12 protein-coding genes are annotated in these 15,624 nt (G+C 76.1%); 9 read left to right on the top strand and 3 right to left on the bottom strand.

Going from position 1 to position 15,624, the window contains the following annotated elements; translation table 11 throughout:
- Positions 1-984, bottom strand: a complete 984-nt coding sequence (locus tag ACGFI1_RS12320) for an AAA family ATPase (RefSeq protein ID WP_301177986.1) — start codon at positions 982-984, stop codon at positions 1-3.
- A gap of 190 nt (positions 985-1,174) precedes the next feature.
- Here ACGFI1_RS12320 and ACGFI1_RS12315 point away from each other — a divergent pair, with 190 nt between their 5' ends.
- The 6 genes from ACGFI1_RS12315 to ACGFI1_RS12290 are packed head-to-tail and all read left to right on the top strand — an operon-like array spanning position 1,175 to position 9,435.
- Positions 1,175-1,900, top strand: a complete 726-nt coding sequence (locus ACGFI1_RS12315) for a M50 family metallopeptidase (protein ID WP_301177992.1) — start codon at positions 1,175-1,177, stop codon at positions 1,898-1,900.
- A gap of 54 nt (positions 1,901-1,954) precedes the next feature.
- On the top strand, positions 1,955-3,253 hold the full coding sequence (locus ACGFI1_RS12310) for an SWIM zinc finger family protein (RefSeq protein ID WP_301177987.1): 1,299 nt from the start codon (positions 1,955-1,957) through the stop codon (positions 3,251-3,253).
- Positions 3,250-4,848, top strand: a complete 1,599-nt coding sequence (locus tag ACGFI1_RS12305; protein WP_392785069.1) for a DUF5691 domain-containing protein — start codon at positions 3,250-3,252, stop codon at positions 4,846-4,848. The genes ACGFI1_RS12310 and ACGFI1_RS12305 overlap by 4 nt, the downstream gene beginning before the upstream one ends.
- A gap of 11 nt (positions 4,849-4,859) precedes the next feature.
- Positions 4,860-5,972, top strand: coding sequence for an ATP-binding protein (locus ACGFI1_RS12300; protein WP_392785532.1), 1,113 nt, complete (start codon positions 4,860-4,862; stop codon positions 5,970-5,972).
- Positions 5,969-8,236, top strand: a complete 2,268-nt coding sequence (locus ACGFI1_RS12295; RefSeq protein WP_392785067.1) for a DUF5682 family protein — start codon at positions 5,969-5,971, stop codon at positions 8,234-8,236. The genes ACGFI1_RS12300 and ACGFI1_RS12295 overlap by 4 nt, the downstream gene beginning before the upstream one ends.
- Positions 8,237-8,262: 26 nt before the next feature.
- Complete coding sequence (locus ACGFI1_RS12290) at positions 8,263-9,435, top strand: VWA domain-containing protein (RefSeq protein ID WP_392785065.1); 1,173 nt, start codon at positions 8,263-8,265, stop codon at positions 9,433-9,435.
- Here the strand turns inward: ACGFI1_RS12290 and ACGFI1_RS12285 are convergent.
- A complete protein-coding gene (locus tag ACGFI1_RS12285; RefSeq protein ID WP_392785063.1) occupies positions 9,424-11,028 on the bottom strand; it encodes a serine/threonine-protein kinase in 1,605 nt (534 codons plus the stop codon). The two genes, ACGFI1_RS12290 and ACGFI1_RS12285, sit on opposite strands and share 12 nt — an antisense overlap.
- Positions 11,029-11,129: 101 nt before the next feature.
- Here ACGFI1_RS12285 and ACGFI1_RS12280 point away from each other — a divergent pair, with 101 nt between their 5' ends.
- The 3 genes from ACGFI1_RS12280 to ACGFI1_RS12270 are packed head-to-tail and all read left to right on the top strand — an operon-like array spanning position 11,130 to position 13,603.
- Positions 11,130-12,164, top strand: a complete 1,035-nt coding sequence (locus ACGFI1_RS12280) for a DUF6777 domain-containing protein (protein ID WP_392785061.1) — start codon at positions 11,130-11,132, stop codon at positions 12,162-12,164.
- 24 nt (positions 12,165-12,188) lie between these two features.
- On the top strand, positions 12,189-12,593 hold the full coding sequence (locus ACGFI1_RS12275) for an ArsR/SmtB family transcription factor (RefSeq protein ID WP_392785059.1): 405 nt from the start codon (positions 12,189-12,191) through the stop codon (positions 12,591-12,593).
- Positions 12,590-13,603, top strand: a complete 1,014-nt coding sequence (locus ACGFI1_RS12270) for a cation diffusion facilitator family transporter (protein WP_387070641.1) — start codon at positions 12,590-12,592, stop codon at positions 13,601-13,603. The genes ACGFI1_RS12275 and ACGFI1_RS12270 overlap by 4 nt, the downstream gene beginning before the upstream one ends.
- 25 nt (positions 13,604-13,628) lie before the next feature.
- On the opposite strand, the gene ACGFI1_RS12265 is transcribed toward ACGFI1_RS12270, so the two are convergent.
- Entirely contained in the window at positions 13,629-15,623 is a 1,995-nt protein-coding gene (locus ACGFI1_RS12265; RefSeq protein WP_392785057.1) for a glycoside hydrolase family 44 protein, read from the bottom strand.
- Position 15,624 lies beyond the last annotated feature (1 nt).

Genomic DNA, 15,624 nt, shown 5'->3' with positions numbered 1-15,624 from the left:
CTAGACCCCGGCGGCCTGCGGCGTGGGCACCTTCTGCAGCACCTCGCCGACCACGTCGGCGCCGGTCCGCCCGCGCAGCTCCGCGTCCGGCGTCACGAGCAGCCGGTGCGCGATGACCGGCACGGCGAGCGCCTTCACGTCCTCGGGGACGAGGTAGGACCGGCCGGCCGCCGCCGCCCGCACCCGCGCGGCGCGCAGCAGCGCCAGCCCGGCCCGGGGGCTCGCGCCGAGCCGCAGGTCGGGATGGTCGCGGGTGGCGGCGACGACCCGCACCAGGTAGTCGTGCAGCGGCGCCGCGACGTGCAGCCGCTGCGCGAACTCGATGGCGCGGGCGAGGTCCTCGCCGCCCAGCACGGGCGGCAGCCGGTCGAGCGCGGCGGCGGCGGGCGCGCCCGCGAGCAGCGCCACCTCGGCGCGGTGGTCGGGGTAGCCCATCGAGATCCGCATCAGGAACCGGTCGAGCTGCGCCTCCGGCAGCGGGTACGTGCCGTCCATGTCCACCGGGTTCTGGGTGGCGATGACCATGAACGGGCGCGGCACCGGGTGCGGGACGCCGTCCACCGTGACCCGGCGCTCCTCCATGACCTCCAGCAGCGCCGACTGCGTCTTCGGCGAGCCCCGGTTGATCTCGTCGGCGACCGCGAGGTTGGCGAAGATCGGGCCGGGGTGGAACTCGAACGCGCCGGTCCCCTGGTGGAACACCGAGACGCCGGTGATGTCGCCGGGCAGCAGGTCGGGGGTGAACTGGATCCGCGTCCACTTCGCCTCGACGGACGCCGCCATCGCCCGCGCGAGGGTGGTCTTGCCGACGCCCGGGACGTCCTCGACGAGCAGATGCCCCTCGGCGAGCAGGCAGATCAGCGCCAGCTCGATCCGGTCCCGCTTGCCGTGCACGACCCGCTCGACGTTGCCCGCGAGCGCGCCGAACAGCCGGGCGAACCGCCCGGCCACCGCGTCCGCGTCCATCCCCGTGTTCTCGGTCATCCGCCCCTGGACCCCCGTCCCTGCCGACGGGACGGCACCCTAACGGCAATACGGGCCGGAGACGGGGCGATCCCCAACATCAACCCCGATCCGTCACGAACCGAACGCGGACATCGTCCGGAGCGTCCTAAGGTTGGGCATCGCGACGAGGAACTCCGAGGTGGACGTGGAAGACGTGAGCATCGGCGACATGTGGGACCGGTTGACGGGGTCGCAACCGGACCCGCCGCTCTGGCTGGTCGGCCTCGTCGGCCTCGTGGCGCTCGGCGCCGTGCTCCACGGCCCCACCTGGCGGATCGCCCGCAACACCGTCACGATCGCGCACGAGGGCGGGCACGCGCTGGTCGCGCTGCTCACCGGCCGCAAGCTGGACGGCATCAAGCTGCACTCCGACACCTCGGGCGTGACGGTGTCGCGCGGCAAGCCGCACGGCCCCGGCATGATCTTCACGGCGCTGGCCGGGTACGTCACCCCGCCGCTGCTCGGGCTGTTCTTCGCGCTGCTGCTCGCCTGGGGCCGGATCACGCTGATGCTGTGGTTCTCGCTCGCGCTGCTGGCGGCGATGCTGGTGATGATCCGCAACGCCTACGGCGCGCTCTCGGTGGTCGCGACCGGGGCGATCATCCTCGGGGTGTCGTGGCTGGGCAGCGCCGAGGTCCAGGCCGGGTTCGCCTACCTGGCCGCGTGGTTCCTGCTGCTCGCCGCGACCCGGCCGGTGATCGAGCTGCAGCGGATGCGCGCCCGGCACATGGCGCCGAGCTCCGACGCCGACCAGCTCGCCCACCTGACCGGCGTGCCCGGCCTCGCCTGGGTGAGCCTGTTCGGCGCGACCGCGCTGCTCGCCCTCCTCGCCGGCGGCGCCCTGCTCGTGCCGGACGTCTCCGTCCCCGATCTGCCGAGGCCGCCCGGCTTCTGACCGGCCGCCGGCGGGGTGGGCGCATTGTCGTAGGGCGCCGATAGTTTCGGTGGTGTGAGGGAACGATGGGCTCGGGAGCAGGTGCTCGGCCTGGCGCCGGACGCGTCGTCCGCGAAGGCCGCCGGCGGTGTCGCCAAGCCCGCCAAGTGGGCCGGCACGGGGTGTGACGGCGAGGCCGTCTGGGGCGAGTGCCAGGGCAGCGGCAAGTCCGCCTACCGGACGTGCGCCGACCTGACCGAGCCCGCGTTCCGCTGCACGTGCCCGAGCCGCAAGTTCCCCTGCAAGCACGCCCTCGGGCTGCTGCTCCTGTGGGCCGACGGGGCGGTCGACGAGGGCCCCCGGCCCGGCTACGTCGCCGAATGGCTGGAGGACCGGCGCGAGCGGGCCGACAAGGCGGCGCAGAAGCGCGCCTCGGCGGCGGCGAAGACCAAGGACCCGAAGACCGCCGAGCGGCGGGAGCGCCGCGTCGACGACGGGCTCGCCGAACTCGACCAGTGGCTCCGCGACCAGGTCGCGCACGGGCTCGCGCAGGCCGAGAAGGCGCCCTACCGGCTCTGGGACGACGCGGCGCGGCGGCTCGTCGACGCGCAGGCGGGCGCGCTCGCCGGGCAGGTCCGGGGCCTCGCCGCGCTCCCCCGCCGCCCCGGGTGGCCGGGCCGGCTGCTGGAGGAGTACGCGCTGCTGCGCCTCCTGATCCAGGCCCATCGGCGGCGGGAGGAGCTGCCCGCCGGGCTGCGCGACACCGTCCGCTCCCGGGTCGGGTTCACCGTCCCGCAGGAGGAGGTCCTATCGGGCGGGGAGCGCGTCCGCGACCTGTGGTCGGTGACCGGGTCGCACGACACCGCGCAGGAGATGCTGACCACCCGCCGGGTGTGGCTGCGCGGGCGGCGGACGGGCCGCCCCGCGCTGGTGCTGTCGTTCGCGGCGCCGGGCACGTCCCTGGACGCCTCGCTCGTGGTGGGCACGGAGATCGACGCGGAACTGGCCTTCTATCCGGGGTCGCAGCCGCTGCGGGCCCTGGTCGCCGACCGGTACGGACCCGCCGAGCCGGGTACACCCGGCGGGACGTCCGTGCGGGAGTTCCTGGGCGAGCACGCCGCCGCCCTCGCGCTGGACCCCTGGCTCGACCGCTGGCCCGCGACGCTGGCCGAGGTCCGGCTGGCCCGCGCCGAGGGCGGCGGCCTGTCGGTGGTCGACGCGGCCGGGGACGCGCTGCCGCTCCGGATGGGCGACCCGTGGCGGCTGCTCGCGCTGTCGGGCGGCGGGCCGGTCACGCTGTCCGGCGAGTGGAGCCCGCGCGGGCTGCGCCCGCTGGCGGCCTGGCACGACGACGAGGGGACGGTGGTCCTGTGAGCGCGTGGAACGAGCACGTCACGGCCGCGCTGCTCGGCACCGAGCGGCGCGACCCGCCGGCCCTGCCGGAGGCCCCGGCCGAGACCGGCGACCGGGCCGGCCGGCTGCTCGACCAGGCCGCGCTGCTGGCCGTCCGGCGGCGGGCCGGCTGGGCGCCGTCCGGTCCGGGCCCGGAGGGCGCGGCGCCGGAGCCGGTCGCGCTGGCCCCGGTCGAGGACGCCCCGGTGGTGCCGCCCGCCGCGGCGGCGCGGCTGCGGCGGATCCTCGCCGGGGAGCAGTTGCGGGTGCTGCCCGAATGGCTGGACGCGGCGGCGGCGCACGGGTTCCGCGTCCCGGTGCAGGCACTGCCCGACCTGCTGGAGCGCGGCCGCAGCGACCGGATGCTGCGGCCGTCCATCGCGCGGGCGTGCGGGCGGCGCGGCGTGTGGCTGGCGCTGCAGAACACCGACTGGGCGTACCTGGTCGGCTCCGGCGACGACCCCGCCGGCGGCGCCGAGGTGTGGGAGACCGGGACGCGCAACCGCCGCGTGGCCTACCTGACCAGGCTGCGCGGCAGCGAGCCGGAGCGCGCGCGGGAGCTGCTGAGCGAGACGTGGAGCAAGGAGCCCGCGCCCGACCGCGCGGCGTTCCTCGCCACGTTCGAGCACGGGCTGTCGCTGGACGACGAGGAGTTCCTCGAATCCGCCCTCGAAGACCGGGGCAAGGACGTCCGGCAGCTCGCGTCCGACCTGCTCGCCCGCCTGCCCGGGTCCGCCTACGGGGCGCGGATGGCGGCCCGCGCCCGGGGCTGCCTGACGCCGGAGACCCGCACGGTCCGCGGCAGGCGGCAGACCTGGATCGCGGTCGAGCCGCCGCACGCCCACGGCGACGACATGGCCCGCGACGGCATCCCCTTCCACCCCAGCGGGTCGTTCGCGCCGCGCACCGGGGGCGGGCCGGTGGGCACGCGGGCCGCGTGGCTGCGCGAGATCCTCGCGCGCACGCCCCTGTCCACCTGGACGGAGCTGTTCGGGCTGCCGCCCATGGAGATCGTGTGCCTGCCCATCGACGCGGCCGCCGGGGCGTCCGGGGCGTCCGGGGCGTCGGGGGGGTCGTCCGCCCAGGGTGATCACGCCGATTCCGACGGGCGCGACGTCCACATCGGGTGGGCCAAGGCCGCCCTCGGCCAGCACGACGCCGGGTGGGCGCGGGCGCTGCTGAAGGGCGGCGTCATGGTCGACGAGCCGGAGGCGCTCGCCGACCTGCTGTCCGTCCTGCCCGCGGGCGAGCGCGACGCCGCGGCGGCCGACCTGATCCGCTGGGTGGAGGGGCGGCCGGAGCTGCTGCGCGTCCTCGAACGGGTCCCCGGCCCGTGGGCGGGGCCGCTCGCGGCGGCGGTGGTCGCGACGCTGACCGCGTCCGCCGAGCGGCCCACCCGCCGCGACGAGCACCTGATCACCCAGCTGTGCCGGCTCGCCGACCAGCGGCTCGACCCGGCCGCCGCGCCCCGCCTCGCCCCGCTGACCGCGCCGGACGCCGCCGCCCCGCGCGCCGTCACCGACCTGATCGCCACCCTGGGCTTCCGCGACGAGATGCTGAAGGAGCTGACCCCTTGACCGACAATTCGATGCCGGGTGGTCCGGAGGGTCCCGCCCCCGGCGCGACCGCCGTCCTGCGCCCGCACGCCGAGCAGGAGTACGCGGGCGAGCTGGCGCGGCTGGCCGAGCACGACGACCGGCCACGGCCGCCCGGCTGGCGGCTCTCACCGTGGGCCGTCACCACGTACCTGCTCGGCGGCGAGCTGCCCGACGGGACGGCGGTCAGCCCGAAGTACGTGGGGCCGCGCCGGCTCATGGAGGTCGCGGTCGCGACGCTCGCGACCGACCGGGCGCTGCTGCTGCTCGGCGTCCCCGGCACGGCGAAGACATGGGTGTCGGAGCACCTCGCCGCCGCCGTCAGCGGCGACTCGACGCTGCTCGTGCAGGGCACGGCGGGCACGGCCGAGGAGGCCATCCGCTACGGGTGGAACTACGCGCGGCTGCTCGCCGAGGGCCCGTCGGAGAAGGCGCTGGTGGAGAGCCCGCTCATGCGGGCGATGCGGCGCGGCGCGGTCGCCCGCATCGAGGAGCTGACCCGGATGCCGTCCGACGTCCAGGACACCCTGATCACCGTCCTGTCGGAGAAGACGCTGCCGGTCCCGGAGCTGAACACCGAGGTGCAGGCCCGCAAGGGCTTCACGGTGATCGCCACCGCCAACGACCGCGACCGGGGCGTGAACGAGCTGTCCAGCGCGCTGCGCCGCCGGTTCAACACCGTCGTGCTGCCGCTGCCGGAGACCGCCGAGGACGAGGTCGGCATCGTGGCCCGCCGCGTCGACCAGATCGGCGCCGGGCTGGAGCTGCCGGAGTCCCCGGCGGGGCTGGAGGAGATCCGCCGCGTCGTCACCGTGTTCCGCGAGCTGCGCTCCGGCGTCACCGCCGACGGGCGCACCAAGCTGAAGTCGCCGAGCGGCACGCTCAGCACCGCCGAGGCCATCTCGGTCGTCACCAGCGGCCTCGCGCTCGCCGCGCACTTCGGCGACGGGGTGCTGCGCGCCGCCGACGTCGCGGGCGGCATCGTCGGCGCCGTCGTGCAGGACCCGGTGTCCGACCGGGTCGTGTGGCAGGAGTACCTGGAGGCCGTCGTCCGCGACCGCCCCGAGTGGCGGGACTTCTACCGGGCCTGCCGGGAGGTCTCTTGAGCCACGTCGAGGTCTACGGGATCCGCCACCACGGGCCCGGCTCGGCGCGGGCGCTGCGCGGCGCCCTGGAGGAGTACAAGCCGGACGCGGTGCTGATCGAGGGGCCGCCCGAGGCCGACCCGATCGTGGACCTGGCCGGCGACGCGGGGATGGTGCCGCCGGTCGCGCTGCTCGCCTACTCCCCCGCCCCGGCCCCCGGCGCGGGGGACGGCGACCGCAAGGCCGCGTTCTGGCCGTTCGCGGAGTTCAGCCCGGAATGGCAGGCGATCCGGTACGGGCTGGCGGCGGGCGTGCCCGTCCGGTTCTGCGACCTGCCGGCGGCGAACCAGCTCGTCCCGGCCCCGGAGGAAGACGAGGACGCGGACGAGCCGGCCGAGCCCGCCGCCGAGGGGATCCGGCTCGACCCGCTCGGCTGGCTGGCGAAGGCCGCCGGCTACGACGACGCCGAGCGCTGGTGGGACGACGTGGTCGAGCACCGCGGCGGCGGCCCGTCCCCGTTCCCGGCGATCGCCGAGGCCATGGCGGAGCTGCGCGCGCAGCTCGCCGAGCGGCCCGCGGACGCCGGGCCCGCCGCGCACCGGCGGCGCGAGGAGCAGCGCGAGGCACACATGCGGCGGACGCTGCGCCGCACCCTCAAGGAGGGGCACGAGCGGGTCGCCGTGGTCTGCGGCGCGTGGCACGTGCCCGCCCTGCGGGCCAAGGTCCCGGCCGCCCACGACGACCGGACCCTGCGCGGGCTCCCGAAGGCCAAGGTCGCGATGACCTGGGTGCCGTGGACGCACGGGCGGCTCGCCGGGCACTCCGGCTACGGCGCGGGCGTCCGCTCCCCCGGCTGGTACCACCACCTGTTCGCCGCCCCCGACCGCCCGATCGAGCGCTGGCTGACCGCCGCCGCCCGCGTCCTGCGCGAGGAGGACCTGCACGTCTCGTCCGCGCACGTGATCGAGGCGGTCCGGCTCGCCGAGGCGCTCGCCGCGCTGCGCGGCCGCCCCCTCGCCGGGCTGGACGAGGTGACCGAGGCGACCCGGGCCGTGCTGTGCGAGGGCGCCGACCTGCCCGTGGAGCTGATCCAGCGGCGGATGGTCGTCGGGGAGCGGCTCGGCGCCGTCCCGGAGCGGACCCCGATGGTGCCGCTCCAGCGCGACCTGCAGGCCCAGCAGCGGCGGCTCCGGCTCAAGCCGTCGGCGCTCGGCAGGGAGCACGACCTCGACCTGCGCAAGCCCACCGACCTGGAGCGCAGCCGCCTGCTGCACCGCCTGCGCCTGCTGGGCGTCGACTGGGGCGTGCCCGCCGACACGGGCCGTTCGAAGGGGACGTTCCGCGAGACGTGGACGCTCGCCTGGCGCCCCGAGTTCGACGTCGAGCTGATCGAGGCCGGCGCGTGGGGCACCACCGTGCGCGGCGCGACCACCGCCCGCGCCGAGGCGCTCGCCGAGCACGCCGCCGCGCTCGCCGACCTGACGTCGGTGGCCGAGCGGTGCCTGCTCGCCGACCTCGGCGACGCGCTCCCGACCGTGATGCGCGCCCTCGCCGACCGGGCCGCCGTCGACACCGACGTCGGGCACCTGATGGCGGCGCTGCCCGCGCTCGTCCGGGCGCTGCGCTACGGCGACGTCCGCGGCACGTCCACCGGCCCGCTCCACACGGTCGTCGACGGCCTGATCGTCCGGGTCTGCGTCGGTCTCCCGCCCGCGATCACCGGGCTGGACGACGACGCCGCCCGCGAGTTCCTCGCCCACGTCGACGCCGTGCACGGCGCGCTCGCCCTGCTCGCCGACGAGGGCCACCTCGAACGCTGGCGCCGCACCCTGGAGGGCCTGCTCGCCCGCCCGGACGCGCTGCACGGCCTCATCGAGGGCCGCCTCACCCGCCTCCTGCTCGACGCGGGCCGGCTGCCCGACGTCCCCGACCGGATGGCGCGGGCCGTGTCCGCCGGCGCCGCCCCCGACCGCGCCGCCGCGTGGGTCGAGGGCTTCCTGTCCGGCGGCGCCCTGCTCCTGCTGCACGACGACGAGCTGCTCCGCCTGGTGGACGCCTGGATCGCGGGCCTGCCCGCCGGCTCCTTCACCGACGTCCTGCCGCTGCTGCGCCGCACCTTCGGCGCCTACCCGGCCGCCGAGCGCCGCGCCATCGGCGAGCGCCTCCGCCGCCGCGCCGAGCCCCGCGCGGACCGGCCGGCCCCGCCCGGCGACGACATCGACGAGGCCCGCGCCGCCCCCGCGGCGGCCACCGCCCTGCAGATCCTCGGCTGGCGGACCCCATGACCGACGCGACGACAGGAGGGCCCGGCATGGACGGCGCCGAAGACCGGATGCGGCGGTGGCGGCTCGTGCTCGGCGGCGAGCGCGCCGACGGGACCGGGGTGTCGCTGACCGGCGACGACGTCCGGATGGACGGGGCTCTGGAGAAGCTCTACGGCGGCGGTGGCGACGAGGGCCGGTCGCGGCCCGGCCGGCGCAGCGCCGGCCTCGGCGACTCGGCGCCCACGGTGGCGCGGTGGCTCGGCGACATCCGCGAGTACTTCCCGTCCAGCGTCGTGCAGGTCATGCAGAAGGACGCGATCGAGCGGCTCGACCTCACCCGGCTGCTGCTGGAACCGGAGATGCTCGACGCCGTCGAACCCGACGTGCACCTGGTCGGGACGCTGCTGTCGCTGAACCGCGTCATGCCGGACCGGGCGCGGGAGTCGGCGCGGGCCGTCGTGCGCACGGTCGTCCGCGATCTGGAGCAGCGGCTCGCGCAGCGGACGCGGTCGGCGGTCGGCGGGGCGCTCGACCGGTCGGCGCGGGTGCTGCGGCCGCGCCGGCTCGCCGACGTCGACTGGGAGCGGACGATCCGCGCGAACCTGCGGCACTACCTGCCCGAGCACGGCACGCTCGTCCCGGAGCGACTGATCGGGTACGGGCGGCGGCAGCAGGCCGTGAAGCGGGACGTGGTGCTCGCCGTCGACCAGAGCGGGTCGATGGCGGCGTCGGTGGTGTACGCGAGCGTGTTCGCCGCGGTGCTGGCGTCGATGCGGTCGCTGCGCACCTCGCTCGTCGTGTTCGACACGGCCGTGGCCGACCTGACCGACCAGCTGCACGACCCGGTCGAGGTGCTGTTCGGCACGCAGCTCGGCGGCGGCACGGACATCAACCGGGCGATCGCCTACTGCCAGGGCCTCGTCGCCCGGCCCGCCGACACGATCATGGTGCTGATCAGCGACCTGTACGAGGGCGGCGTCCGGGACGACATGCTGCGCCGGATCGGGGCGCTGACCGCGGCGGGCGTGCAGGTGGTGGTGCTGCTCGCACTGTCGGACGAGGGCGCGCCCGCCTACGACCGCGACAACGCGGCGGCGCTGGCCGCGCTGGGCGTCCCGGCGTTCGCGTGCACCCCGGACGCGTTCCCGGAGCTGATGGCCGCCGCGATCGAGCGCCGCGACCTCGGGGAGTGGGCGGAACGGCACGCGTCAGCGGGGTGAGCGCGACAGCCCCCGCGCCAGCAGCACCACGACGACGGCGGTCAGCACCGCGTGCCCGGCGAGGGCCGACGCCTGGACCTGCACGAGCGCGCCCCACGCCCCCCACATCGCGACGCGGACGACGCGCGCGGCCATCACCGTCCACGCGGCGGGCCGGGACCCGCGCCACGCCAGGATCACCGCGACCAGCGTGACCACGGCGACGACCGCGAACGACGACGCCACCACGGGCAGCAGCCCGCCCCGGTGGCCCTCGCTGAGCGACGGCCGGGCGATGAGGATCGCCAGCGCGGCGACGTCGAGCGCGGCGAGCACCCCCGCGAGCAGCAGCCCGCCGGCCAGAGCCGCCCCGAGCGGCAGCCGCCCGGCGGCCGCGGCGGGCCGCGGCTCCCCAGAGGCCGCGTCGAAGCCCCACGGCGCACCGCCCTCCGGCCCTGCGGCCGACCCCGACGGCGCCGCAAATCCCGGCAGCGCCGCAGACCCCGGCACCGCGGCAGACCCCCGCACCGCCGCAGACCCCGGCGGCGCGGCAGACCCCGGCGGCGCGGCAGACCCCGGCGGCGCGGCAGACCCCGGCGGCGCGGCAGACCCCGGCGGCGCGGCAGACCCCGGCGGCGCGGCAAAGCCCGGCGGTGCGGCCGATCCCGGCGGCGGTGCGGCAGGTTGGGGCGGTGCGGGGGCGCCGAGGGAGGGGGTGGGGGCCGGCGGTGTGGTGGGCGGTGGCTGCGGGGCCGGGATCGTGGGGGCGGGAAGGCGCTGGGTGGGGGTCCGGGTGGTGCGGTGGCCGAGGAGCCAGAGGAGGACGTCCTCGGAGGCGGGGCGGTCGGCCGGGTCCTTGGCGAGGCAGGCGGCGGCGACCTCGGCGAGCGGGGCGGGCAGGACGCGCAGGTCGGGCGTCTCGTGCAGGATCCGGTACATGACGGCGGGCAGCGGCCCGCCGGCGAACGGGTCGCGGCCGGTCGCGGCGAACAGCAGGGTGCCCGCCCAGGCGAACAGGTCGGCGGCGGGCCCGGCCCGCCCGGCGAACTGCTCGGGCGCCATGTAGGCGGGGGTCCCGACGACCTGGCTGGTCAGCGTGGCGCCGGCGGCGAACGCGCGGGCGATGCCGAAGTCGATCACGCGCGGGCCGTCCGGGCCCATCAGGACGTTCTGCGGTTTGAGGTCGCGGTGCGCGACGTTCGCGCGGTGGATCGCCGACAGCGCCGTCACCGAGCTGATCGCGAGCCGGTCGAGGTCGGCGCCGGCGCGCGGCCCCTCCGCGAGGACGAGGGCGCGCAGCGACGGGCCCGGCACGTACTCGCTGACGATGTAGGGGCGGTCGCCCGCGGTGTCGGCGGCGAGCATCTGCGCGGTGCAGAACCCGGCGACCCGCTGGAGCAGCGCCAGCTCGCGGACGAACCGCTCCCGCGCGTCCGCGTCGCCGAGCAGCCGGGCGTGCAGCAGCTTCACGGCGACGCGCGGCGGCCCGGCCGCCGGGTCCACGGGGCGGCCGAGGTAGACCGAGCCCTGGCCGCCCGCGCCGAGCCGGGCGAGCAGCTCCCAGCCGCCGAGCCGGGTCGGGTCTGCGGCGTCGAGTGGTACCGGGCCCGCCATTTCGCACCCCCGCGAAAACTGGAGCATTCCGCCGCGCACAAATCCGCTCCGCCCGGCATCGAAGAGTATAGGTACGGCGAGCCGGGGGCGGGAGTAGACGCATGCGTGAGAACCATTCACCATTTGTCCGGCGGCGGGCGGCCGCGGCGGCGGTGGCGGCGCTGGCGGTCGCGGCGGGCGGGCTCGCCGGCTGCGGGGACGCGGGCGCGGCCATCACCCGGCTGACCGTCGGATCGCCCGGCCCCGACCCGTACACGCTGGTCGCCGGCACCGACCAGCTCGGCGTCAAGGAGCGGCCGCGGGCGGGCGGCACGAAGGCCGGCGACACCCCCGGCCTCTACGGCGGGACGCGGCGGGCGTCGACCTGCGACCAGCGGAAGCTGATCGAGTTCCTGCAGGCCAACCCGGACAAGGCGCGGGCGTGGGCGGGCGTTCAGGGCATTCCGGTCAGCGACGTCCCGCGCTACGTGTCGCGGCTGACGCCGGTGCTGCTGCGCACCGACACGCTCGTCACCAACCACGGCTACGACAACGGGAGGGCGACCAGCGGGCCCGCCGTCCTCCAGGCCGGAATGGGCGTTCTCGTCAATGGCCGCGGGGTGCCCGCGGTGAAGTGCAATTGCGGCAATCCGCTCACTCCGCCGGAGAAAAAGATCTCCACCGGGAACGCGTCCTATACTGGCCGCTCCTGGCCGGGATTCGAGCGGCGGAATGTCACCAGGATCGCGCCGCGGGATTCCCGGAAGGGGACGATCACCGCGTTCGTGCTCGTGGACCCGGGCGCGACGATGGGGTTCGAGCGGCCCCGGGGGACCGCCGGCGAGGCCGACGGGCCGCCCGCGGAACTGCCGCCCGCGGAGACCGGGGTCCCGTCGGGCGACACGCCGTCGCCGTCGGATTCGGGGCCGGGCTCCCCCGGAGCCGAGTCGCCCGGCACGGAGTCGCCGGGCCTCGAATCGCCGGGCGCGGAGTCGCCGGGCACCGGCTCGCCCGCGCCCGGGACCTCCCCGGAGTCGGCGGGCGTGACGTCCGGCGACCCGGGTACGGGCACGGGGACGGAGCCTCCGGAAGGGGGCGGGCCGGGCACGCCGGTCTCGCTGCCGCCGGCCACGGAGCCGGCCCCCGGGATCTCCTGAGGGCAATGCGCTACATTTGCTCATATGAGCAGCCAGTCAGATGTCGTGCCCGCCACCGCGGGAACCGCCGACGCGTGCGCGGTCCGGGTGGTCGATCCCGAGAAGGTGGCGATCGTCACCGCCGCGCTGCCGGGCACGGACACGATCACCGAGCTGGCCCAGGTGTTCGGGCTGCTGTCCGATCCCGGGCGGCTGCGGGTGATCATCGCGCTGCTCGAGGGCGGCGAGATGTGCGTCTGCGACATCGCCGCGTCCTGCGGGCACTCGGAGTCCGCGGTCTCGCACGCGCTGCGGTTGCTGCGCGCCAACCGCGTCGTCCGGGTCCGCCGCGCCGGCCGGATGGCCTACTACCGGCTGGACGACTCGCACGTCCGGATGCTGCTCGACCTCGCCCTCACCCACGTCGGCCACGGGGAGGAAGGCGCATGAGCGGGCACGGCAGGCCGGACGAGGGCGCGGGCCACGGGCACGGCCACGGGCACGCGATCTCGGCGGGGGCCGACCGGCGGCTGCTCGGCGGCGCGCTGGCGCTGATCCTCGCCTTCATGGCGGCCGAGACGGCCATCGGCGTGATCTCCGGCTCGCTGGCGCTGATCTCCGACGCCGCGCACATGATGACCGACGCGTTCGCGATCGCGCTGGCGCTGGTCGCGATGCGCATCGCCGCGCGCCCGCCGAAGGGCGGCTACACCTTCGGCCTGCGCCGCGCCGAGATCCTGTCCGCGCAGCTCAACGGGCTGACACTGATGCTGCTCGCGGCCTATTTCGTCTACGAGGGCGTCCGGCGGCTGGTCGAGCCGCCCGCCGTCGAGGGCCAGTTCGTGTTCTGGACGGCCCTCGCCGGCATCGCGGTCAACGTCGCCGCGACCTTCCTGATCAGCAGGGCCGACCGGAGCAGCCTGAACGTCGAGGGCGCGTTCCAGCACATCCTCAACGACCTGTTCGCGTTCATCGCCACGGCGATCGCCGGCCTGCTGGTGTGGACGGCGGGCCTGACCCGCGCCGACGCGGTCGCCTCGCTGGTGGTCGCGGCGCTGATGATCAAGGCCGGGTACGGGCTGCTGCGGGACGCCGGCCGGGTGCTCATGGAGGCCGCGCCGGCGGGCCTCGACCCGTCCGAGCTCGGCGCCCGGCTGGCCCGCCGCCCGTGCGTGGAGGAGGTCCACGACCTGCACGTGTGGGAGGTCAGCTCCGGCTACCCGGCGCTGTCGGCGCACGTGCTCGTCGACACGCAGGGCGACTGCCACGCCGTCCGCCGCGACCTTCAGGAGCTGCTGCGCGACGCGTACGGGATCACGCACACCACGCTGGAGGTCGACCACGTGGCCGAGCGGGCGGGCGGCGCGCACGTGCACTGCGAGGACGCGCACGGCCCCCGCCATGTGGCGGAGGCCGGCGGGCCCCACGATCACGCGGGCAGCGCGCCCTGTGATCACTGACCCCCGATCACGGGCGGCCCTGTGATCACTGGCGGCAGGGCGTGCCGTTCAGGGTGAAGGACGCGGGCGGCGGGTTCGCCCCGCCGCTCGACCCGTTGAAGCCGATCACGACGGAGCGGCCCGGCTGGACGGTGCCGTTCCAGGACAGGTTGCGGGCGGTGACGTCCGCGCCGTCCTGCGCCCAGGCCGCGCTCCAGCCCTGCGTGACGCGCTGGCCGGCGGCGAACGCGAACCCGAGCGTCCACCCGGAGACGGGCGAGGTGCCGGTGTTGGCGACGGTGACCTCGGCGGTGAACCCGCTCCCCCACTGGCTCAGCACCTTGTAGCCGACCTTGCACGCCGACGCGGGCGGCCCGTCGTCCGCCGGGATCTCGACCAGCGTGATCGAGGACGCGGGGAACGTCGAGGTGAACCCGTCCGGGCCGACGGTCACGTCCGGCTCGTGCACGATCGACGCCAGGTCGTCCGCGCCGTAGCGGTACACGTGCCCGGCCGCCGTGCCCGACCGCCCGGCGATCGAGACGGTGCTCGTCAGGTCGTCGGTCAGCGACTTGTTGACGATCATCAGGGTGAGCGCCTTGTCGGACGAGCGCTCCGCCGCGTACACGGCCAGCCTGCCCTGGTCGGCGCTCGCCGCCCTGACGGACGTGTCGCCGAAGGACGCCCCGGCGCCGTCGTAGTTCCGGTACATGCGGAAGGCGTAGGCGCCCGGGTCGGACGCGCCAGGCGGCGCCCACAGCGTGGCGAGGTCCAGGCCCTCCCGCCCGAAGATCCCGAGGACGTCGGCCTGGGCGACCGCGCCGTTGATGTGGCCGAGGGCGCCCCAGTTGTACTCGGTGATCGCGAGCTTGGTGCCGGGGTAGTTCTCGTCCACCAGGCGGCGCATGCGCGGGATGTACTCGATCGGCTGGCCGATCCAGCTCTCGTCGGTGTACGCGGGGTCCCAGAGCTGGCGGGTGGAGCGCAGCCGGAGCTCCTGCGTCGCCGCGTCACCGGCGTCGCCGAGCGCGACCCCGCTCTGCTGCGGGTAGAGGTGCTCGTCGAAGTAGTCGAGGATGCGGGTGCCGTGCTCCTGCTCGTACGCCTTCATCTGCCCGAGGTACCAGGCGGCGAAGGGGACGCCGCCGTGCGCGGCCCGGTCCGGCGGGTTCGACCAGCAGTCGCCGCCCTCGCGGTCGCACGTCTGCTTGTCGAGGCCGGACATCGTCAGCGACTGGAAGCCCCAGCCGACCGGCCCGAGCGTCTTGGCGCCCGGATCGGCGGCCTTCACGGCGCCCGCGATCGCGTACGTCTGGTCGCGCATCTCGTCGTAGCCCGCGCCCTTGGGGTGGACGTCCCGGTGGGTCGCGTGCCAGAGGTCCGGCTCGTTGTCGAGGTTGTAGAACCGGACGCCGCCGTCCTTCGCCTGCCCGTACTTGCCGGTCAAGTGCGCCAGCCAGTCGGTGATGTACCGCGGGCCGGCGGGGACGCTGGTGTCCGTCGGGTCGTTGCCGGTGACGTCGGTGCCGTCGGGTTTGACGCCGTTGCCGCAGTCGGGGCGCCACTGGGAGTCGGCGCCCTGCTGCGGCCCGTACTTCTCGATGCTGAAGCCGCAGGTGTAGTCGCGGCCCTTCGGCGTCCAGCCGATCAGCGGGACGGTCAGGATCGTGCCGGTGCCGGTCCGGCGGTCCTGCTCGGTGAACTGGTCGGTCTCGGAGCCGTCAGGCAGCGCCGCCGGGTCGGGCGCCGGGCCGGGGACGTTCTCGAAGTACCAGTCCGAGCCCCGGTTCGTCTCGTCGTAGAGGTAGTTGTAGCGGGTGGTGGCGTTGCCGCCCCACCGCCGCACGGGGAGCCGCAGCTCCTTGGCGAGCGCCTCGTCGGCGAAGTTCATCCCGTAGACGTCCGGGCTGATCGCGTGGCGGGACGCCGCCGGGTCGACGGTCAGCGCCGGCCCGTCCGCCGCCCGCGCCGCGGGGGCCGCCCACGGCAGCAGCGCGGCGGCGAGGGCGCCCGCGAGCAAGGTCCTGCTCTTGGCGGACATG

Source organism: Actinomadura geliboluensis, assembly GCF_043197915.1.
GTDB classification, from domain to species: Bacteria; Actinomycetota; Actinomycetes; order Streptosporangiales; family Streptosporangiaceae; genus Spirillospora; species Spirillospora geliboluensis.
The sequence above is the reverse complement of the archived record's forward strand: the minus strand, read 5'-3'. Positions and strand labels throughout refer to the sequence as shown.

Excerpts from the sequence above, each read along its gene's own strand:
- ACGFI1_RS12265 (WP_392785057.1), bottom strand. The coding sequence starts at position 15,623 with ATGTCCGCCAAGAGCAGGACCTTGCTCGCGGGCGCCCTCGCCGCCGCG.
- ACGFI1_RS12285 (WP_392785063.1), bottom strand. The coding sequence starts at position 11,028 with ATGGCGGGCCCGGTACCACTCGACGCCGCAGACCCGACCCGGCTCGGC.
- ACGFI1_RS12320 (WP_301177986.1), bottom strand. The coding sequence starts at position 984 with ATGACCGAGAACACGGGGATGGACGCGGACGCGGTGGCCGGGCGGTTC.
- ACGFI1_RS12315 (WP_301177992.1), top strand. The coding sequence starts at position 1,175 with ATGTGGGACCGGTTGACGGGGTCGCAACCGGACCCGCCGCTCTGGCTG.
- ACGFI1_RS12300 (WP_392785532.1), top strand. The coding sequence starts at position 4,860 with ATGCCGGGTGGTCCGGAGGGTCCCGCCCCCGGCGCGACCGCCGTCCTG.
- ACGFI1_RS12290 (WP_392785065.1), top strand. The coding sequence starts at position 8,263 with ATGGACGGCGCCGAAGACCGGATGCGGCGGTGGCGGCTCGTGCTCGGC.
- ACGFI1_RS12280 (WP_392785061.1), top strand. The coding sequence starts at position 11,130 with ATGCGTGAGAACCATTCACCATTTGTCCGGCGGCGGGCGGCCGCGGCG.
- ACGFI1_RS12270 (WP_387070641.1), top strand. The coding sequence starts at position 12,590 with ATGAGCGGGCACGGCAGGCCGGACGAGGGCGCGGGCCACGGGCACGGC.
- ACGFI1_RS12275 (WP_392785059.1), top strand. The coding sequence starts at position 12,189 with ATGAGCAGCCAGTCAGATGTCGTGCCCGCCACCGCGGGAACCGCCGAC.